This is a genomic window from Luteitalea sp. (assembly GCF_022842525.1).
In the GTDB taxonomy this organism is placed as follows: domain Bacteria; phylum Acidobacteriota; class Vicinamibacteria; order Vicinamibacterales; family Vicinamibacteraceae; genus Luteitalea.
Window position 1 is genome coordinate 28,189 of record NZ_JALHPM010000011.1, and the last position, 19,785, is coordinate 47,973.

The 19,785-nt window shown below is 70.3% G+C and carries 17 protein-coding genes and 1 tRNA gene; 15 read left to right on the forward strand and 3 right to left on the reverse strand.

Translation table 11 applies throughout. From position 1 onward, the window contains the following. Positions 1–141 precede the first annotated feature (141 nt). From Q0C41_RS04105 to Q0C41_RS31345, 3 genes are all read left to right on the forward strand, one after another. Positions 142–615, forward strand: coding sequence for a YtxH domain-containing protein (locus tag Q0C41_RS04105; protein ID WP_291981201.1), 474 nt, complete (start codon positions 142–144; stop codon positions 613–615). 76 nt (positions 616–691) lie between these two features. Continuing rightward, complete coding sequence (locus Q0C41_RS04110; protein ID WP_291981202.1) at positions 692–2,083, forward strand: serine hydrolase; 1,392 nt, start codon at positions 692–694, stop codon at positions 2,081–2,083. Positions 2,084–2,122: 39 nt separating this feature from the next. After that, entirely contained in the window at positions 2,123–2,518 is a 396-nt protein-coding gene (locus Q0C41_RS31345; RefSeq protein WP_367079114.1) for a response regulator, read from the forward strand. Here the strand turns inward: Q0C41_RS31345 and Q0C41_RS04120 are convergent. Further along, positions 2,490–2,738 (reverse strand): hypothetical protein, encoded by a 249-nt coding sequence (locus Q0C41_RS04120; protein WP_291981205.1) that lies wholly within the window; start codon positions 2,736–2,738, stop codon positions 2,490–2,492. The two genes, Q0C41_RS31345 and Q0C41_RS04120, sit on opposite strands and share 29 nt — an antisense overlap. A 1-nt stretch (position 2,739) precedes the next feature. On the opposite strand from Q0C41_RS04120, the gene Q0C41_RS04125 reads away from it, so the two are divergent. Next, a complete protein-coding gene (locus Q0C41_RS04125; RefSeq protein WP_291981207.1) occupies positions 2,740–3,084 on the forward strand; it encodes a sensor histidine kinase in 345 nt (114 codons plus the stop codon). A 48-nt stretch (positions 3,085–3,132) separates the two neighbouring features. On the opposite strand, the gene Q0C41_RS04130 is transcribed toward Q0C41_RS04125, so the two are convergent. After that, entirely contained in the window at positions 3,133–3,372 is a 240-nt protein-coding gene (locus tag Q0C41_RS04130) for a hypothetical protein (RefSeq protein ID WP_291981210.1), read from the reverse strand. Positions 3,373–3,485: 113 nt separating this feature from the next. Here Q0C41_RS04130 and Q0C41_RS04135 point away from each other — a divergent pair, with 113 nt between their 5' ends. The 11 genes from Q0C41_RS04135 (at position 3,486) to Q0C41_RS04185 (ending at position 16,985) form a co-directional block, all read left to right on the forward strand. Then, on the forward strand, positions 3,486–5,285 hold the full coding sequence (locus Q0C41_RS04135) for an NAD(P)H-dependent oxidoreductase subunit E (protein WP_291981212.1): 1,800 nt from the start codon (positions 3,486–3,488) through the stop codon (positions 5,283–5,285). Between the two features lies 1 nt (position 5,286). Continuing rightward, positions 5,287–6,000, forward strand: coding sequence for a 2Fe-2S iron-sulfur cluster-binding protein (locus Q0C41_RS04140; RefSeq protein ID WP_291981214.1), 714 nt, complete (start codon positions 5,287–5,289; stop codon positions 5,998–6,000). A 110-nt stretch (positions 6,001–6,110) separates the two neighbouring features. Next, positions 6,111–6,641, forward strand: coding sequence for an NADP oxidoreductase (locus Q0C41_RS04145; protein ID WP_367079117.1), 531 nt, complete (start codon positions 6,111–6,113; stop codon positions 6,639–6,641). Between the two features lie 14 nt (positions 6,642–6,655). Further along, a complete protein-coding gene (locus Q0C41_RS04150) occupies positions 6,656–8,113 on the forward strand; it encodes a Ni/Fe hydrogenase subunit alpha (RefSeq protein WP_291981217.1) in 1,458 nt (485 codons plus the stop codon). After that, positions 8,110–8,604 carry a hydrogenase maturation protease gene (locus tag Q0C41_RS04155; protein WP_291981219.1) on the forward strand — a complete coding sequence of 165 codons (495 nt, stop codon included), beginning with the start codon at positions 8,110–8,112 and terminating at the stop codon, positions 8,602–8,604. The genes Q0C41_RS04150 and Q0C41_RS04155 overlap by 4 nt, the downstream gene beginning before the upstream one ends. Then, positions 8,585–9,274: a DUF429 domain-containing protein gene (locus Q0C41_RS04160; protein ID WP_291981220.1), complete on the forward strand. Its 690-nt coding sequence runs from the start codon at positions 8,585–8,587 to the stop codon at positions 9,272–9,274. Before Q0C41_RS04155 ends, Q0C41_RS04160 begins: the two co-directional genes overlap by 20 nt. A 69-nt stretch (positions 9,275–9,343) precedes the next feature. Continuing rightward, positions 9,344–10,681, forward strand: coding sequence for an HD domain-containing phosphohydrolase (locus tag Q0C41_RS04165; protein ID WP_291981221.1), 1,338 nt, complete (start codon positions 9,344–9,346; stop codon positions 10,679–10,681). 20 nt (positions 10,682–10,701) lie between these two features. Next, the gene (locus tag Q0C41_RS04170; RefSeq protein WP_291981222.1) at positions 10,702–12,624 is read left to right on the forward strand and encodes a pyrroloquinoline quinone-dependent dehydrogenase; all 1,923 of its coding nucleotides are present in this window, start codon (positions 10,702–10,704) and stop codon (positions 12,622–12,624) included. A 437-nt stretch (positions 12,625–13,061) separates the two neighbouring features. Next, positions 13,062–16,370, forward strand: coding sequence for a S41 family peptidase (locus Q0C41_RS04175; protein ID WP_291981224.1), 3,309 nt, complete (start codon positions 13,062–13,064; stop codon positions 16,368–16,370). Between the two features lie 189 nt (positions 16,371–16,559). Then, positions 16,560–16,865, forward strand: a complete 306-nt coding sequence (locus tag Q0C41_RS04180; protein WP_291981226.1) for a hypothetical protein — start codon at positions 16,560–16,562, stop codon at positions 16,863–16,865. Between the two features lie 43 nt (positions 16,866–16,908). Further along, positions 16,909–16,985, forward strand: a tRNA-Arg gene (locus Q0C41_RS04185). 143 nt (positions 16,986–17,128) lie between these two features. Here the strand turns inward: Q0C41_RS04185 and Q0C41_RS04190 are convergent. After that, positions 17,129–19,549, reverse strand: a complete 2,421-nt coding sequence (locus tag Q0C41_RS04190) for an ABC transporter permease (protein ID WP_291981228.1) — start codon at positions 19,547–19,549, stop codon at positions 17,129–17,131. Positions 19,550–19,785 lie beyond the last annotated feature (236 nt).

A 19,785-nucleotide genomic window follows, 5' to 3' on the forward strand; every position in this document is an offset into this window, starting at 1 on the left:
TCATCGGCCAATTCAGGCCGGATTTCGCGCAGAACGGCGCGACCCCGTCGGCGCGTCGTTGGCAACCCCTTTGCTCCTTCTGAAGTGTCCTGATTCCCTCGGCCCCGGTTCCGGCCGCGGCCTTCACCGAGGAGCACCGCCATGAGCAACTACTACGACTACCGCTACGCCGACCGTTCGAACGCCACCTCGTCCTCGAGCGCGACGCCGAGCTGGGTGCTCGGCATGCTCGCCGGCGCCGCCGTCGGCGGTGGCCTGGCCCTGCTGTTCGCCCCGCGCCAGGGGGCAGACACCCGTCACCAGCTGGCCTCCCGTGGTCAGGCGGCCGGCCGCCAGATCAAGCAGGCCTACGACAGCGCCGCCGGCACCGCCCGTCGCAGCGCCCAGCGCCTCACCGATCAGGCCAAGCACCTCACCGACCAGGCCAAGACGTGGCGCGGTGAACATGCCACCGCGTCGGGTGCCCACGGCGACCCCCTGACCGGCAGCACCGTGCAGGCCGTGCCCGGCGCCATCGACTCCGGCATCTCTGACGCCGCGCGCGCCTTCCGCGACGCCGTCGGCGACGTGGACTACCCGACCGGCACCACCGGCACCCGCTCGCCGCTGGCCTAGCGGCGGGCCCCCCGGGACGGTGTGACCGTTCGCCGGCTTGACAGTTCCTTGACAGGCGATTCGAACGATGGCCGGCATGCCCACCGGTCATCGACGTATCGCCTTGCTGCTCGCACTCCTCCTCGCATCGCTCGCGCCCCTCGCATCGGCGGCGGCCCAGCCAACGCCAGCCGCCGCGGACCACCGCGCGCGCGTCGACGCCTTCTTCGCTGCGCTCGCCTCCGGTCGCCCCGACACGTTCGAGGCGATGGCGCGCGAGCATTTCACCCCCGCGTCCCTCGCCCGTCGGACCTCAGAGGAACGCGCCGAGCTGCTGCGCCGCCTGCGCGAGGACGTCGGGACGATGACGCTCGAGGCCGTGAGACCCACGGGCACCGGGGTCGAACTCGAGATCAGCGGCAGCACCGGGATGCGCGGCCTCGGCGCCCTGGACTTCGAGCCGGGCGGCTCGCGGCGCGTCGATCGCTTCGGCATTCGAGTCGAAGCCGGCCGCGGCGAGGAGGGGCCGGCCCTGCCACCACCACCTGTCGCCAGTGACAGCAGGGACGCCGAGTTCGATGCGGCGTTGACCGCGTATCTGGCAGCACGCGCGAGCGCCGGCGAGTTCTCCGGCGCGGTGCTCGTGGCTCGCGCCGGCCGTGCGACCGTGGCCCGCGCCGTCGGCGACGCCGATCGCGCCACGCATGTCGCCAACACGCCCGCCACCCGCTTCAACATCGGGTCGATCAACAAGTCGTTCACGCCGCTGGCCGTGGCCCAGTTGATGGCGGCGGGCCGCCTTGCCCCGACGGACACGATCGGCACGCTGCTGCCGGACTACCCGAACGCCGGCGCCCGCAGCGCCACCATCCAGCACCTGCTCGACCATCGCGGTGGCATCGCCGACATCTTCGGCCCCGCCTTCGCCGCGACGCCCAAGGCGACGCTGCGCGCCAACGCCGACTACTACCGCCTCGTCGCGCCGCAGCCCCTCACGTTCGCGCGAGGAACGAACCGCGCCTACTGCAACGGCTGCTACGTCGTCCTCGGCGAGATCATCGCGCGCGTGACCGGCCAGTCCTACGAGTCGTACATCGCCGAGCACATCTTCGCGCCGGCACGCATGTCACGGACCACCTTCGTGGTGCCTGATGCCAGCCCGGGCGACATGGCGTACGGCTACACGACGCGCGGCGGCAGCGACCCGACACCACGCCGCAACAGCGACATGGTCGGCGCGGGCGGCAGTGCCGCCGGTGGTACCTGGTCGACGGTGGCCGACCTGCTGGCCTATGTCGAGGCGCTCCGTGCCCATCGCCTGCTCGGCAAGGAGCCGTCGCTGCGACTGCTGGGGCGCCTCGGGCACCGCCGATTGCCTGACACTCGCCGGAGGCGCTCCGGGACTCAACGCCGTCATCCACGCCTCGGGCGACATGGTCGTGGTGGTGCTCGCCAATCTCGATCCGCCCCATGCCGAACGACTCGGTGAGGCGCTGGCCCGGCAACTGACGCGCTAACATCGGCGCCCATGTCCGCACGCATCCTGGTCGTCGAGGACGATCTCGTCGTGGCCGAGACGCTCGAGGTGTACCTCGAGCGTGCAGGCTACGGCGTGCGATTGACTAGGGACGGGCGTGACGGCCTCGCGCTTGCGCAGTCGGGGGACTTCGCGCTGGTGGTGCTCGATCTGATGAGTCCCGGGCTGTCCGGACTCGACGTGTGCCGCGAACTCCGGCGCACGTCCCGTGTGGACGGACGGCAGGCTGCTCGCGACGGCGGGCGCGCCGCTGACGAACCTCATCGATCTGACCGCGAGGGTCGGCGAGGGCCTGCTCTCAATCGAGGCGACCCGCGTGGTAGACGAGGGACGCCAGCGGATTCCGCTTCGGGTCGGGTCACCTGGCCAGGCCGTGCGGCTGGCTGACGGGCGCCTCGGCGGATGGCACGTCCTCGTGGTGCCCGACGCGACACGCGAGGCCCGCGTCGCGGCGCTGTTCGGCGGTCTCGACCAGGGGCTGCTCCTGCTGACGCTGGCCATCGGTGCCGCCGGTCTCGTGCTCACCTGGGTGATTGCCAGCACTGCGCTGAGGCCGCTCGCCGACCTGCGCGCCGCAGCTGCCGCGTTCGGCGAGGGCGCCCTCCACGATGCGGCTCGGCCAGGTGCTGGCCAACCTCGTCGACAACGCGCGGCGCCACGCGTCGCCGGACGCCAGTATCGCCATCACCGCCCGCCGGACAGAGGCTGAGATCGTCGTGGAGGTCGAGAACACCGGCAGCCACATCGCGCCGGCGGACCTCCCGCGGGTGTTCGAACGATTCTGGCGCGTCGACACCGCCCGCGACCGCCGCACCGGCGGCTCCGGCCTCGGCCTCGCCATCGTCACGCACCTGGTCGAAGCCCACGGCGGCCGCGTCCAGGCCACCAGCACCGCCGACATGGTCACGGTGACGTTTACGCTTCCACACGCTCCGACCCTTGATGAGCCCTGAGCCCCGAGCCTTCCTTCTGAGCCCGAAGCCCTGAGCCCTGAGCCGGCTCTATCGTTTTCTGTCCGGCAGAAGGTCCCCCCGCATCGACTCGTAGAGCATCTTGCCGGCACCCACCACCGGCGTCGCGTCCAGCGCGCTGTCGGCCACGCCACGCGCGAAGCCCTTGCGCCGAATCGCCGCCCGCAGCGTGAAGAGCGCGATCGCTGCACCGAGCAGCGGAATCGAACGACTGAAGCGCCGGGCGAGCCGCGCCCGGCTGTACTGGGCCACCTGTTTTCCGATCGTCATGGCGCCTCCCGATGCGACGGTCGTGCCAGATCGGACAGGACCCGCGAATGCAGCCAGCGACTGATGCAAACGCAGCAGTGCAGACCCTCTCCGCGAGGCGTACCATCTAGCCCATGCGCGGGGTCCTCCGTGCCATCGTCCAGAAGTACAACGGCGAGCGTCGCCAGTTGCTGGCGATGCTGCGCGACGTGCAGGTCACCTACCGCTGCGTGCCCGATGAGGCGATCACCCTCCTGGCCGAGGAGGTGGACGTCCCCCGCATCCAGGTCGAAGGCACCGCGACCTTCTACCACTTCCTCTCGCACGAGCATCGCGGCAACGTCACGGTGTACCTCAACACCAGCGTCGGCGCCGAGATGGCCGGCGGCGCCGAGGTCGCGGCCGCCTTCGAGCACGAGGTCGGCACACCGTTCGGCACCACCTCGGCCGACCGCGCCATCGGGCTCTACACGACGTCCTGCATCGGCATGTCCGACCAGGAACCCGCCGCGCTGATCAACGACATCCCCTTCACGCGCCTCACCCCCGCCCGGGTCCGCGCCATCGTCGCCGGCATCCGCGCCGCCACGCCGCTGCCGGAGATGCTCGGCCCGCTCGGCGATGGCCGCAACGCCTCCCCGGCCATCAACGCCGAGGTGTGCAACAACATCCGTCACCCCGGACCGGTGTTCTTCGCGCCGTACACCCAGGGCGTCGCGCTCGCGCGTGCCCTCGAGTCGTCGTCGCTGGACATCATCGAGAGCGTGAAGCAGTCGGGGCTACGCGGGCGCGGCGGCGCAGGGTTCTCGACGGGGCAGAAGTGGGCCTCGTGCCGCGCCACCGACGGCGAGTCCCGCTACGTGATCTGCAACGCCGACGAGGGCGAGCCCGGCACGTTCAAGGACCGCGTGATCCTCACCGAGTGCGCCGAGCTGATGTTCGAAGGCATGGTCATCGCCGGCTATGCGGTGGAGGCGCGCCGCGGGTTGCTGTACCTGCGCGGCGAGTACGCCTACCTCGTGCCGCATCTCGAACAGGTGCTGCAGGACATGCGGGCCAAGCATCTGCTCGGGCGCCGCATCCTCGGCACGCCGTTCAGCTTCGACATCGGCCTGCGCGTCGGTGCGGGGGCCTACATCTGCGGCGAGGAGTCGGCGCTGATCGAGTCCGCGGAGGGCAAGCGCGGCACCCCGCGCAACCGCCCGCCGTTCCCGACCGTCTCCGGCTATCGTCACCGCCCGACCATCGTCAACAACTGCGAGACGTTCGGTTGTGCCGCGCGCATCGCCGAGCACGGATGGGAGTGGTTCCGACAGCACGGGACGGCCGGGTCGGCAGGCGTGAAGCTGCTCAGCGTGTCGGGCGATTGCGAACGCCCCGGGGTCTACGAAGTGCCCTGGGGGACGTCGGTGCGCGAGGTGCTCGCGCTGTGCGGGGCAGGCGAGACGATGGCGGTGCAGGTGGGTGGGCCGTCACGCGCATACGTGCCGCCCGACCGGTTCGATCGACGGCTCTGCTACGAGGATCTCGACACCGGCGGCGCCGTGACGGTGATCGGCGCGCATCGCGACCTGCTGGCGATCGTCGAGAACCACATGCAGTTCTTCGCCAACGAGAGCTGCGGCTTCTGCGTGCCCTGCCGCGCCGGCAACACGATCCTGCTCCACGCCATCCAGAAGATCCGCGCCGGCCTCGGCACCACCGCCGACCTGGCGGCCATCCAGCAGCTCGGGGCGATGGTGAAGGCGACGTCGCGCTGCGGACTGGGCCAGACCTCGCCCAATCCGCTGCTGAGCACGATCGAACATTTCCGCGACGTCTATCTGGCGCGCGTACGCGCCGACGTGGACTACGTTTCTGCGTTCGATCTGGAAGCGGCGACCGCTCCGTCGCTCGTCGTCACCGGATCCGCGCCGCTCGCGGGGCGAGGCTGACATGGAACAGGGTGCCATCCAGATCACGCTCAACGGCGTCGTCATCCACGCCAAGGACGGACAGACGATCGTCGAGGCGGCGCGCGAGAACGGGACGTACATCCCGACGCTGTGCGACTTCAAGAGCCTGCCGCCGGCCGGCACGTGCCGCATGTGCACGGTCCAGGTCGGCGGCCGCACGGTGTCGGGGTGCACCACGCCGGTGACCAACGGCATGGTGGTCGAGAGCGAGAGCCCCGAACTGGCCGACCTGCGACGCGGCATCATCGAGATGCTGTTCGTCGAAGGCAACCACATGTGCCCGAGCTGCGAGAAGAGCGGCGACTGCGAACTCCAGGCCCTGGCGTACCGCTATCGCATGGACGTGCCGCGGTTTCCGTTCTCGTTCACCGACCGCAGCATCGACGCCTCGCTGCCGCACCTGATCCTCGAGCACAACCGCTGCATCCAGTGCCTGCGCTGCGTGCGTGGCGTCAAGGCGCGCGGCGGACAGGACATCTTCGGCTTCCGCAACCGTGGTCGAGAGATTCGCATCACCGTGGACACGACCGTGCCGGACGCGCTCTCGGACGACACGGCGATCAGGGCTGAAGCCATCTGTCCCGTCGGCGCCCTCATCCGCAAGGGCCCGCACTACCTGACGCCGATCGGGCAGCGTCGCTTCGACCTCACGCCCATCGGTGCCGACGTCGATCGGAAGGGCGGGGGACAGTGAGCGCCGCACCGGACACCGGGAACCGGGAACCGGAAACCGGGAGGGGTCAGCCGGAGACCCGGAGTCGGGAGTCGGGAGTCGGGAGTCGGGCATCGGGACAGCGCCCCAAGCTGACGCTGGCGACGACGTCGCTGGCGGGGTGCTTCGGCTGCCACATGTCGTTTCTGGACATCGACGAGCGGATTCTCGAGCTCGTGCAGCTGTACGACCTGCGCAAGTCGCCGCTGGACGACCTCAAGACCTTCACCGGGATGTGCGACGTCGGGCTGGTCGAGGGCGGCTGCTGCAACACGCACAACGTCCACGTGCTGCGCGAGTTCCGCACCCACTGCCGCCTTCTCGTCTCGGTGGGGCAGTGCGCCATCACGGGCGGCCTGCCGGCCATGCGCAACGGCATCCCGCTCGCCGAGTTGTTCGCCGAGTCGTACCAGAAGGGGCCGACGCTCGACACGGCGCTGATTCCGAGCGACGAGGACCTGCCGATGATCCTCGACCGCATCTACCCGTGCCACGAGGTGGTCAAGGTGGATGCGTTCCTGCCCGGGTGCCCGCCGTCGGCCGAGATCATCTGGGAGGCGCTCAGCGCCATCGCCGAGGGACGTCCGCTCGACATCCCGTACCGTCACTTCAAGTTCGACTGAGAAAGGCGCGCTCGATGGTCCGCAAGCTCGTGATCGACCCGCTCACGCGCGTCGAGGGACACGGCAAGGTCACCATCCGGATGGACGATGACCATCGCGTCCTCGACACGCGCCTCCACATCGTCGAGTTCCGGGGCTTCGAGCGCTTCGTGCAGGGGCGTCCGCTGTGGGAAGTGGTGGTGCTGGTGCAGCGGCTCTGCGGCATCTGCCCGGTGAGTCATCACCTGTGCGCCGCCAAGGCGATGGATGTGGTCAGTGGCGTGCGGTCCGACGCGCTGACGCCGACCGCCGACAAGATGCGACGCCTGATGCACTACGGGCAGATCTTCCAGTCGCACGTGCTGCACTTCTTCCACCTCGCCTCGCCGGATCTGCTGTTCGGCATGACGTCCGATCCGGCGCACCGCAACGTCGTGGGCGTCATCGAGTCGTTCCCGGAGATTGCCCGCAAGGCCGTCCTGATGCGCAAGTTCGGTCAGGAAGTGATCCGGGTGACGGCGGGCAAGAAGATCCACGGCACGGGCGCCATCCCGGGCGGCATCAACAAGCACCTCTCTTTGGAGGAGCGTGACGCGCTGTTGACGGGCACGCCCGACTTCAACGCTGACGTGATGGTGGCCTGGGCGCAGGAGGGCCTCGATCTCTTCAAGCACTACCAGCGGGACCACGCGCCACTGATCGACGGCTTTGCCGCCTTTCCGTCCAACTACCTGAGTCTGGTGCGTGCCGACGGCGCCATGGACCTCTATCACGGCGCCCTGCGCGCGGTGGATCACGGCGGCGCGACCATCTTCGACCACGTCGACTACCAGCACTACGCGGAGTACATCGCCGAGGAGACGCGCAGCTGGACGTACATGAAGTTCCCCTTCATCCGCAGCCTCGGACGCGAGAAGGGCTGGTATCGCGTCGGCCCGCTGGCGCGGCTGAACACCTGCGACTTCATCCCGACGCCGCTGGCACAGGCCGAGTACGAGACCTACAAGGCCTACACGCATGGTCGACCCAACGGCATGTCGATGCACATGCACTGGGCGCGGTTGATCGAGGCGCTGCACGCCGCCGAAGTCGTGCGCGACCTGCTGCGCGATCCGGATCTGCTGACCGGCGATCTCGTCACCACCGGCGCGCGCCGCGGCGAGGGCGTCGGCGTGATCGAGGCGCCGCGCGGCACGCTGTTCCACCACTACCGCGTCGACGACAACGACCTCGTCACGATGTGCAACCTGATGGTGTCCACCACCAGCAACAACGAGGCGATGAATCGGGCCGTTGGGTGGGTCGCCGACCACGTGATCAGCGGCCATGCCGAGGTCACTGAAGCGATGCTGAACCAGGTGGAAGTGGCCGTGCGCGCCTACGACCCCTGCCTGAGCTGCGCAACGCACGCGCTCGGCCGCATGCCCCTGCACCTGCGCATCGAGAGCGCAGACGGCGAACTGCGGCACGAGATCATGCGGGCGGGGTCGTGACGCTGCCACGTCTCGACCCCGGCGAGCGTCTGCTCATCTACGGCATCGGCAACCCCGGCCGGCAGGACGATGCGCTCGGCGTGCGGCTGGTGGAGTGCCTCGCCACGATGGGACTGACCGGGAACGTGACCCTCGACGCCAACTACCAGCTCGCACCCGAGGATGCGCTGCTGTTCTCCGAACACGACGTCGCCATCGTCGCCGATGCGACAGTGGCGGCGGAGGCGGCCGCACCCTACGACGTGCATCCGGTGGAGCCGCGGGCCACCACGGCCTTCACGTCGCATGCGCTCGGCATCGGCACGGTGCTGGAGCTGTCCGCACGGCTCTACGGACGGACGCCCCGTACCTACGCCCTCGCGATGCCCGCGTACGCCTTCGACGTCAACGCCGACCTCTCGCCGGTGGCCGCGCGCAACCTCGCGAGCACCGTCGACGCCGTCGTCGCCATGCTGGTCGACCGGAGCCCCGATGACGCTGGCCGGGATTGACGGCTGCCGCGGCGGCTGGCTGTGTGTGGTCCAGCGCGGCGGCGTGCTGACGGCCACCATCACGGCGACGCTGGCGCCCTGGCTGGAGGCCGAGCGGCCCGACCTCGCGGTGATCGACATCCCGATCGGTCTCACGGCGGCCGGTCCGCGCGAGTGCGACGTGCTGGCCCGCCGGGCCCTGCCTGGCCGGGCGAGCAGCATCTTCCCGGCGCCGGTCCGTGGCGCCCTCGGCCACGACAGCTACGCGGCGGCGTGTGCCGCGCATCGTGCGTGCGATGGCCGCGCCATGAGCAAGCAGTCCTGGTTCATCCTGCCGAAGATCGCCGAAGTCGATGCGCTGTTGCAGGCCGGCCCGCAGTGGCGCGCGGTGCTTTACGAAGGCCACCCCGAGCTGTCGTTCGCCACCTGGAACGGCGGCAGGCCGATGGTCGCGGCCAAGCGGACCCTGCTGGGCCGCCTCGACCGGCGGTCACTGATCGAGGGGCGATGGCCGGGCCGGCTGGACGTCCTGGCCGAGTCGCTGCCGCGGGCGGCCTACCAGCACGACGATCTCCTCGACGCCTGCGCCGTGCTGTGGACGGCGGACCGTCTGTCCAAGGGCACGGCGGAGGCGCGTCCGGCCATCCCGGCGTACGACGAGACGGGCCTACGGATGAGCATCGTGGCATAACGACTCAAGCCGTCGAGGTGGCCTGCCGACTTCTCCTGTATGCCCGTACCCGCCCTGCCCCCCCCGTCGATGAGCCTCACCACGATTCTGGCCGGCATGTCGCACGCCCTCGACCTGACCGAGGGGCATCCGCGCGGGCATGCCGAGCGGGCCTGTCGGATCGGCCAGGCCCTGGCGCGCGTGATTGGTCTCGACGTCCAGAGCCAGTACGACCTGGTGCACGCCACGCTCCTGAAGGACGCCGGCTGCTCCAGCAACGCCCTCAAGGTCTATCAGACCTTCGGCGGCCCGGAGCATGGCGTCAAGCGGGCCGTCTGGGAGCGCGACTGGCGCAAGTTCGGCGAGCAGCTGCGCTATGCGCTGCAGTGGACGGAGAAGGGTGGCTCCCCGGTGCGCCGCTTCCGCAAGCTGGCGTCGCTGGCGGCGGCCGGCCCGCACGGCGCCCGTGAGATCTTCCAGATCCGGTGTGCGCGCGGCGCGGAGATTGCCCGTCGTATCGGCTGCGAGCCGCACGTGGCGCAGGCGATCCACGACATGGACGAGCACTGGGATGGCGGCGGCCACCCCCGCGGCCTGCGCGGCGAGGAGATCCCGCTGCTGGCCCGCATCATGGGGCTCTCGCAGGTGATGGAGATCTTCTGGGGGATGGGCGGCCCCGCGGGCGCGATCGGCGTGGCCCGCACGCGCGCCACCACCTGGTTCTCCCCCGATCTGGTGCGTGCCGCGGAGTCGCTCGCCACCGACACCAGCCTGTGGGAGGACCTGTTCGCGCCGGACCTCGTCAGCCGCATCCTGGCGCAGATGCCCGACGCGCGTGATGTCCCGATCGACGACGCGCGGCTCGACCAGGTGGCATCGGCCTTCGCGCTCATCATCGATGGCAAGTCGCCGTACACCTTCGACCATTCGACGCGCGTGGCCGACTACGCCGTGTCCATCGGCACCAAGCTGTCCATGGACGCCGAGCAGCTGCGCCGCCTTCGCCGCGCCGGGCTTGTGCACGACCTCGGCAAGCTGACGGTGCCCAACAGCATCCTCGAGCACCCCGGCAAGCTGGACGACGAGCAGTGGCGCATCGTCCGCGACCACCCGAGCTTCACCTACGACGTCCTGGCCCGTGTGCCCGTGCTCGAGGAACTGGCGCTGGACGCGGCCAGTCATCACGAGCGCATGGACGGCCGCGGCTATCATCGCGGCCTCCCGGGCGGTCAGTTGAGCGTGACGGCGCGGATCCTCGCGGTCGCCGACGTGATGGATGCCCTCGCGGCCGACCGTCCGTATCGCGGCGGGATGTCGCCCGACAAGGTCCTCGGCATCCTGACCGCCGACTCTGGGACGCACTTCTGCCCGAGCTGCGTCGACGCGTGTTCGACCGACCTGATCGCCTCGGCCTCCGCCGCGGCGTAGGTGTGATCCATACTCGTCGCGTGCGCGCCATCCTCTGGCAGTCCCTCACCGCGGCCTGCGTGCTTGCAGGCGTGTCCGCCACCGTGTCGTCGCAGGGCCCCGCCACCGCCCACGAGAGTGCGCGGTACGGGCCGCTCGACGACATCACGCGGGCCAACGTCACGACGCTCGAGCCCGCGTGGACCTTCCACAGCGGCGACTTCAGCGGCGGCCAGGGACCGAATCCGAAGGGGGCGGTCCCCGGGCTGCAGACCCGCCCGGTGGTCTCCCGCGGCTCGCTGTATCTCACGACGCCGTCCAGCATGGTCATCGCCGTCGATGCCGAGACCGGCAAGGAGCAGTGGCGACACGACCCGCAGGCCGGCGTGGCGAAGCGTTGCTACGACGCGCATCGCGGCGCGTCGATCTGGCCCGCGCTGGATCACGACCGCGCGACGATGCGGACGATCTTCTCGGGGACGTGTGATGGCCGCCTGATCGCGATCGATGCGGCCACGGGGCAGCGGCGCCGCAGTTTCGGCGTCAACGGCGCCATCGACCTGCGCCCCGGCGTGGACGCGCGCGCCGGTGAGGCATATGCCGTGACGTCGGCCCCCGCGGTGTTCGGCGACCTCGTCATCACCGGCGCCATGGTGCCCGAGGGCGTGCCGCGCGGACCGGCCGGCGACGTCCGTGCCTTCGACGTGCGCACCGGCAAGGAGGTGTGGCGCTTCCACACCGTGCCGCGGCCCGGCGAGGACGGCCACGAGACCTGGCCCCGCGACGGCTGGCAGCGCCGCACCGGCGCCAACGTCTGGTCGTCGATGACGGTCGATCACGAGCGCGGCCTCGTCTTCCTGCCCGTCGGATCGGCGTCGTACGACTTCTACGGCGGCGACCGCAAGGGCCGCAACCTGTTTGCGAACTCGCTCGTGGCGCTGGACGCCGCGACCGGCACGCGACGCTGGCACCAGCAACTCGTCCACCACGACATCTGGGACTACGACCCGCCGTCACAGCCCATCCTGGCGGACATCCCTCGCAACGGGCGCACCGTGCCCGTCGTCATCCAGCTCACGAAGATGGGCCTCGTGTTCGTCTTCGAGCGGGCGACCGGGTTGCCGGTGTTCGGCGTCGAGGAGCGCGCCGTGCCGCGCAGCGAAGTGCCCGGCGAGGAGACCTCGCCGACGCAGCCGTTCCCCATCGCGCCAGCGCCGCTCGCGCGCACGCGTCCCGTGACGCGTGACGACCTGACCACGGTGACGCCGCAGTCGCGCGCCGAATGCGAGCGCCTCTTCGCCCAGGTCACCAGCGGCGGGCTCTACACGCCGCCCGGACTCACGCCGACGCTGTTGTTCCCGGGCACGATGGGCGGCGCCACGTGGTCGGGGGGCGCGGTCGATCCCGTGTCGGGGTATCTCGTCGTCAACAGCAATGAAGTCGGGGCCATCGCGCAGATGGTGCCGGCCCGGGAGGGCAGCCCCGTGCCGTACGTGCGGGGCGGCAGCCTTGGCGCCTACGGGCGCTTCTGGGACAGCCAGCAGCTGCCCTGCCAGGCGCCACCCTGGGGCAAGCTCAACGCGATCGACCTGAAGACGGGCGCGATCGCGTGGCAGGTGCCGCTCGGCAACATGCCCGCGCTCGAGGCACAGGGCATCACCGGCACCGGCACGCCCAACCTCGGCGGACCGCTGGTCACCGCCGGCGGGCTGGTCTTCATCGGCGGCGCGATCGACAGCCGCCTGCGGGCGTTCGATCTGAAGACGGGGCAGGAGGTCTGGCGCACGTCGCTGCCGGCGAGCGGCCACGGGGCGCCCGTGACCTATCGCGGCGCGAAGAGCGGCCGCCAGTTCGTCGTCATTGCCGCCGGTGGCGGCGGCAAGTTCTCGAAGGGGATCTCGGACGCGGTCGTCGCGTATGCCCTGCCGGCGAGTCCGCCGATGTCAGCCGGCGCGCGGCAGTAGGTGAGATGGTTGGGTGCCCGCCGATTCCTGACCGTGGACCTCCCCCGAAGCCACGACACACGAGACGGCAAGCACCACCAGCCGCGACATCCACCTGCGGTGACGCGACCCAACCATCCCGGCCCTACGATCCGCCAAGGACGACGGGACTGTACAGCTAGACCATGGGCTGGCGCGGGGCGCGTCGGCGGCCAGCCGCGATCCGATCCATCGACACACTTGTCGGTCCTCCGCCAGTGCTGGCGATGCCCCACTCGAGAGGAGGCCGTGACGCGCCACCTCGGCCATGAGGGGCGCCTCGCACAGAATCCGTGACTTCTCGAGGAAAAACGAAGGCGCCCGTGTGATCGTGGGCCGGCAATCCGGCTGCTCCGCGACCCTGGATGGGCCTCCCCATCGTTGTGCCCGACCTTGCAGTGCAGATCCGCGAGAGCGTCATGCGCCGCGCGATCGTGGGCCTCATCGTCGTTGGATTCCTGTTGCTGGCGGGCGTCGCACGGGCGGACGAGCGTGCGTCGGCGGTGGGCTACTTCCGCTTCCCGGCGCTGTCCGACGATGGTGTGGTGTTCACGGCGCAGGGCGACCTCTGGCGCGTGGGGCTGCGGGGCGGACCCGCCACGCGGCTCACCCGCTCGTCTGGGGAGGAGGCGCATGCGGCCGTGTCTCCCGACGGCACGCACGTGGCCTTCTCCGCGGCGGTCGATGGCCCGATCGAGGTCTACGTCCAGCGTCTGGGTGACACCGCCACGCCCGAGCGTCTCACCTTCGGCGCCGATGGTGCGGTGGTCGTCGGCTGGACCCCGACCGGCGAGGTGCTATTCGCCACAAGGCAGCACGGCGATCTCCCCGGCGTCCACCTCGCCCGGGTTCACCCCGTCACCCGCGCGGTCGTCGTCGTCCCGGTCGCGCTGGCGAGCGACGGGCAGTACGACGAGACGGGCACCCTCTTCTTCACGCGGTTCGCCTTCCAGGGCAGCTTCACGAAGCGCTACCAGGGGGGAGGCGCCCAGTCGATCTGGCGACTCCGGCCCGGTGCGGCGGAGGCCGAGCCCCTGACCGCCGGCGTGCCCGGCACCAACCGGACGCCGATGCTGTGGCGGGGCCGCGTCTACTTCGAGAGCGACCGCGATGGGTCGATGAACCTCTGGTCGATGACCACGGAGGGCGGCGACCTGCGGCAGCACACCCACCACCTCGAGTTCGACGTCCAGAGCCCCTCGATGCGGAACGGTCGCGTCGTCTATCAGCTGGGCGCGGATCTGCGCGTGCTCGACGTCACCAACGGCGAGGACGTGCGCGTGCCCATCACGCTCGGTCCGAGCGTCACGACGGGGCAGCCACGCGATGTGCCGTCGCCGGCCGACTGGCTGACGTCTGCGCATCTGTCGCCGTCGGGGGACCGGCTCGTGCTCACGGCGCGCGGGCAGGTCTTCACCGTCCCGGTCTCGCAGGGGGCCGTCACGCAGGGGACGGCCAAGGGGGCCCCGGTCACGCTGGCCGCACGGGCGGCAGGCGTGCGCTATCGCGAGGCGCGATTCCTGCCCGACGGACGGTCGATCATCGCGCTGGGCGATCACACCGGCGAGTTCGAGTTCTGGACGTTCCCGGCCGACGCGAGCACTCCGGCACGGGCGGTCACCACGGGATCCACCGTGACGCGCCGCGACGGCGTCGTGTCGCCCGACGGGCGACTCGTGGCCCATCAGGATCAGGATCAGCGCCTGTGGGTGCACGACGTCAGGACCGGGACCGGGCGGGTCATCGCGACGAGTGACGTCGCCGCCTTCCGCGATCTGCGGTGGTCGGCCGACTCGCAGTGGCTGGCCTACGTGCAGGTGGGGGCCAACGCCTTCAGCCGCATCTGGCTGCATGCCGTGGCCGATGGCACGACGCGGCCGATCACCACCGATCGCTTCGACAGCTACAGCCCGACGTGGAGTCCGGATGGGGCGTGGCTCTACTTCCTGTCCGACCGCACCTTCGAGAGCGTGGTGCCCTCGCCATGGGGCGTGCGTCAGCCCGAGCCGTTCTTCGATCGCCAGACCCGGGTCTACCAGATCGCGCTGCGGAAGGATGCGCGATCACGGTTCGCGACGAAGGAGGAGCGGGCCACGCCGCTGCGGGATCCGCTGGCGAGGAGCGGCGTGAGCGTTGGCGCCGCGGGACGGACGACGATCGATCTCGACGGGCTGGCGGCGCGGGTGTCCGACGTGCCGCTCGTGCCCGGCAACTACGGGGCGCTGGACACCGATGGGCAGCGGCTGTACTTCCTCTCGTGGGAGGCGGGCGGCACGGCCCGCAAGGCTCTCCGCATGCTGCCGATCGACGACAGTCGCCAGCTCGAGACCGTGGCCGTCAACGTCGATCGCTTCGAGCTGTCGCACGATCGGTCGACGCTGCTGATCGCGCGGGGGGACGACCACTTCGTGTTGCCGGCCGATGGGACGGTGCCGTCGGACCTGGCCCGCGCGAAGGTACTCGTCGGCGAGTGGACGCTGACGGTGCAGCCGCGCGAGGAGTGGCGCCAGATCTTCGTCGACGCCTGGCGACAGCAGCGGGACGGCTTCTACGACCGGGCGATGCACGGCGTCGACTGGGCCGCCATGCGGGCGCGCTACGAGCCGCTGGTCGCGCGCGTGACCGACCGCGCCGAGCTCGGCGATCTCATCGCGCAGATGCTGGGGGAACTGTCGGCGCTGCACATGTTCGTGCGCGGCGGGGACGTGCCCGCGCCCGACACGGTGGCCTTCGGTGCGCTCGGCGCGACGCTGGAGCGTGACGAGCGCCGTGGTGGCTATCGGGTGACCCGCGTGCTGATGGGCGATCCGGATTTGCCCGGCGACCGGAGTCCGCTCGCGGCGGCGCACGCCGACATCCGGGAGGGGGACGTCATCGCGGCCGTCGATGGCGTCGGCACGCTCGGGCCGGCGCACCTGCAGTTGCTGTTGCGCGATGCCGTGGACAAGGACGTCCGCCTGCGCGTGCTCGCCGCCGACACGGGGCGGGTACGCGACGTGGTCGTGCGACCGATCTCGGCCAGGCGCGACGCGGATCTGCGCTATCGCGCGTGGGAACTCGAGCGACGGCGCCGGGTGGACGAGGCCTCAGCCGAGACCATCGGCTACGTCCACCTGCGGGCGATGAACGCGGCGGACATGGCCGAGTGGCAGCGCGCCTTCCATCCCGTGCAGGGACGGCAGGGACTGGTCATCGATCTGCGCCGCAACACGGGCGGCAACATCGACAGCTGGCTGCTCAGCCGCCTGCTGCGGCAGGCGTGGTTCTACTGGCAGCCGCGCAACGGCCCGCCGTCACCGAACATGCCGTCGACGTACCGGGGGCACATCGCCGTGCTGGTCGATCAGGAGACGGCGTCCGACGGCGAGGCGTTCGCGGAAGGCATTCGCCGGCTCGGCCTCGGCATCGTGATCGGCACCCGCACGTGGGGCGGCGAGATCTGGGGCAGCGGTGGCACCGCCCTGCTGGACCGCGGCACGGCGTCGGTGCCGGACACCGGCGTCTTCACGCCGGACGGCGCGTGGCTCATCGAAGGCCACGGCGTCGACCCCGACGTCGTCGTCGACAACTTGCCAGTGGCGACGTTTGCCGGCGCGGACGCGCAGCTCGACGCAGCGATCGCCTACCTGCAGCAGCGCATCCGTGAAGCGCCCATCCCGGCCGTGACCACGCCGCAGTATCCCAACAAGCGCGCGCCGATGATCACCAGCACCGCGTCGCTGCCCTGACCTCCAGCGATGCCCGAGATGGGAGGCACGCCCACGCGCCCCTCATCGTTGCGGTCGTGTTCGATCTCGGTGCACCCGTCCGCATCTTTCCATGTCGTCGGCCTGCGCGCGGGCGAAAACCGGCCGTGATTGCCGCCTGCGTGTGTGATCGATCCTTGCAACGTCTCCGAGGCAAGGAGAGACATCACCATGGCTGATCTTTGGGACGACCACGACAGTTACTGGCGCAACACCTACAGCACGCGGCCGTATGCCTCCGGCCGCTCGTACGACGACCTGCGCGGCGGCTACCGCTACGGTTACGAATCGGCCAGTCGCTACCAGGGGCGCGACTGGGACGATGTCGAAGCGGACCTCTCGCGTGACTGGGACCGCTACGAACACCGCGGTCAAACCACCTGGGAATCCATCAAGGACGCGGTCCGCGATGGATGGAATCGGATGACGGGGAACACCACATCCGACCAGACCCGGTCGCCGAAGCTGACCTACTGACGAGTGCCCCCGTCCTGCGTGCTACGATGGGCGCCTTCCGCGTGCGCCTGTAGCTCAGCTGGATAGAGCGTCGGCCTTCGAAGCCGCAGGTCGGGGGTTCGAGTCCCTCCGGGCGCACCACCCGCGCAAGGCGCGGGTGGTCGCGCCCGCCAGGCCTCAGGCCCGCGGCTCCGCCTTCGGCTCGCCGCCGGGCTCGAGTCCCTCCGGGCGCCGCTCAGTTGTTCGAAGTCCACCAATCTCCAGTGGGACCGTGTGGCACCCGGTTACTCCGACCGCAACGTCTGCGCCGGGTTCACCCTCACGGCATGACGCAGGGGGGCGAGGCTGGCAAGCATCGCGGTCAGCCCAATCGCGCCCATGACGGCGGCGATCGTCCAGGGGTCTCCGGGCTCGATCCCGAACAGGAGGCCTGACATCAACGACCCGAGGCCGAGGCCCATCGCCGTGCCGATGCCGAGCCCCACAGCCGCGAGAGCGGCGACCCGGGCGAGCACCAGCGCGCCGACGTGCGCGCGCGGCGCCCCGAGCGCGAGGCGGATGCCGAACTCACGTGTGCGCTGCGCGACGGCGTAGCCGGTGACCCCGAAGATGCCGACGCCGGCGAGCAGCAGCGCCAGCGAGGAGAACGCGCTGACGAGGCCCGCGGTGAAGCGAGGCAGCGCGATCGCAGCGTCGTAGCGTGCGGCGACGGTCTCGGCGAAGTACATCGGCACCGACGGGTCGACCGCCGCGAGAGCAGCTCTCGCGGCCGGCACCAGGACCTGCGGTGTACTCGTCGTTCGCATCACGGTGTACATCCCGCGCTGGTAGACCTGCGACTGCGGCGCGTAGGCCATCGGCAACGAGGGCGTCCCGGGCTCGACATGACTGACATGGCGGACGACGCCGACGACGGTCCGCGTCTCGCTGCTGGGGCCGGATCCGAAGCGAACGCGCTGGCCGACGGCCTCGGCTGCGGTCGGCCACAGACGACGCGCCAGCACATCGTCCACGATCGCGACCGGCGGCGACGTCGGCCGATCGTCGGTGGAGAAGAGGCGCCCGCTGACCAGCGCGACGTCCATCGTCTCGAAGTAGCGTCCTCGGACGATCCCCCACCCGACCGCGATGTCTGAGGACGCCCCCGAACCGACGACGTCCGCCGGGGCCGCGACGGTCGACTGCCCTTCGCCGCTGAGCGGGAGATAGGAGATGGCGCCGATCGACTCGGTGCCTGGCAGGGCCGCAAGCCTCCCGGTCAGCTGTTCGTAGAACAGATCGACGCGCGCCTGGTCCGGGTAGGCGGCCTCGGTGAGGTTGGTCTTGAAGCTGAAGCGACGCTCGGTCGCGAACCCGAGATCGACGCTGACCAGCGCGTGCAGGCTGCGTACGGTCAAGCCCGCACAGATCAGCAGCGAGGCGGCCAGCGCGATCTCGGTCACCGTCAAGGCGTCACGCACGCGAGCGGTCGCTCGACTGTCGGACGAGCGGTTGGAGGGAAAGGCGCCTGCGAAGGCCTTCATGCGCAGCGCCACCAGTGCCGGTGCGAGACCGACCATGAGCGCGACCAGCACCAGCGCCGTCGTCGCGAACAGTGCCGTCGGCACATCGATGCCGACCGCCTGCAGGCGCGGAATGCCGGGCGGTGCCATGACCTTCACCAGGGTGATCGCGCTCTGCGCGATCACGATGCCGGCGATGGCGGCAAGCGTGGACAGGACCAGGGCTTCGGTCATCAGCTGGCGGATCAGGTCACGGCGCCTGGCGCCGACGGCCAGCCTGATCGAGATCTCGCGGCGGCGGGCGAGTGCGCGCAACAGGGCCATGACGGCGACATTCACGCACGCGATCAGCAGCACCGCAGCCGCGGCGGCCATCAGCAGTCCGAGCGGCAGCCGCATGTGGCCGTAGTGACTCTCGCGTAGGGTCTCGGCGCCGAGAGACCAGGCGGAATCTGCCGGATACGAGTCGGGCGCCTCCTGTTGGAGTTCGCGTGCCACTCGCTGGAGATCGAGGCGCGCCGAATCGGCGCTCGTGCCAGGCGCCAGGCGCCCAATCGCGGCGAGATAGTGATCGGTCTGGTCAGACGCGTCGCGGGGGCGCAGATCCATCGGTGTCCAGGCGCCCATGTCGGGCTCGGGATACCCGAAGCCGGTCGGCATGACGCCGACGATCGCGTGCTCCGCGCCGTTGAGGCGGACCGAACGGGAGAGGATGTCGTCGACGCCGCCGAAATGCGTGCGCCACAACTGGTCACTGATGATCGCCATCGCGCCGGCGCTGTCGTCACCGGACTGAAAGGCGCGCCCGCGAGCCGGTTGGACACCAAGCAGCGGGAAGAGATTGGGTGTGACGCGCGAGACCTTGACACGCTCTGCGAGCGCGTGACCGTCGCCCGTCGACGTCAGTGTCATGCGACCCAGGTCGGAGGCGGCCATGCCCGCGAAGGCGCGCTGGCGGCCTTCGTAGTCGCGAAACTCCGCTCGGGAGAGCCGTCCACCGCTTGCGATGTCGCCGGCCGAGAGGTTGTGGATGGTGAGGAGTCGCTCGGCGTCGGGATAAGGTGGCTGCCGCAGGACCACGCCATGGAAGACGCTGAACAGCGCCGCGTTGACGCCCATGCCCAGGGCCAGGGTCAGCAGCGCCACCACCGTGAACCCCGGCGACCTGAGGAGTTGCCTGAACGCGTAACGCAGGTCGAGCATGGACGGTCCAGTCGCAGGTTGCGTGCCACCAGGTGCCTGCCTGGCGAGCGGCGGAAACGGCATCGTACAGCGCTCGCGGCGCGGCCATGACGCACTCCACTGGTCGAACGCGGAACCCGGCGTCCCGGAAACGAACGGTCAGAGTGTGACCATCGGCTGCCGCATCGCCGGGGACGATGCAGGAGCCAACCCGCGGTCTGCTCTCCTTGGCCACGATCCCCCCGACGCCTTCAGGA

Coding starts and splice junctions, on each gene's coding strand:
- Q0C41_RS04105 (WP_291981201.1), top strand. CDS start 142: ATGAGCAACTACTACGACTACCGCTACGCCGACCGTTCGAACGCCACC.
- Q0C41_RS04110 (WP_291981202.1), top strand. CDS start 692: ATGCCCACCGGTCATCGACGTATCGCCTTGCTGCTCGCACTCCTCCTC.
- Q0C41_RS31345 (WP_367079114.1), top strand. CDS start 2,123: ATGTCCGCACGCATCCTGGTCGTCGAGGACGATCTCGTCGTGGCCGAG.
- Q0C41_RS04125 (WP_291981207.1), top strand. CDS start 2,740: ATGCGGCTCGGCCAGGTGCTGGCCAACCTCGTCGACAACGCGCGGCGC.
- Q0C41_RS04130 (WP_291981210.1), bottom strand. CDS start 3,372: ATGACGATCGGAAAACAGGTGGCCCAGTACAGCCGGGCGCGGCTCGCC.
- Q0C41_RS04135 (WP_291981212.1), top strand. CDS start 3,486: ATGCGCGGGGTCCTCCGTGCCATCGTCCAGAAGTACAACGGCGAGCGT.
- Q0C41_RS04140 (WP_291981214.1), top strand. CDS start 5,287: ATGGAACAGGGTGCCATCCAGATCACGCTCAACGGCGTCGTCATCCAC.
- Q0C41_RS04150 (WP_291981217.1), top strand. CDS start 6,656: ATGGTCCGCAAGCTCGTGATCGACCCGCTCACGCGCGTCGAGGGACAC.
- Q0C41_RS04160 (WP_291981220.1), top strand. CDS start 8,585: ATGACGCTGGCCGGGATTGACGGCTGCCGCGGCGGCTGGCTGTGTGTG.
- Q0C41_RS04165 (WP_291981221.1), top strand. CDS start 9,344: ATGAGCCTCACCACGATTCTGGCCGGCATGTCGCACGCCCTCGACCTG.
- Q0C41_RS04175 (WP_291981224.1), top strand. CDS start 13,062: ATGCGCCGCGCGATCGTGGGCCTCATCGTCGTTGGATTCCTGTTGCTG.
- Q0C41_RS04180 (WP_291981226.1), top strand. CDS start 16,560: ATGGCTGATCTTTGGGACGACCACGACAGTTACTGGCGCAACACCTAC.
- Q0C41_RS04190 (WP_291981228.1), bottom strand. CDS start 19,549: ATGCTCGACCTGCGTTACGCGTTCAGGCAACTCCTCAGGTCGCCGGGG.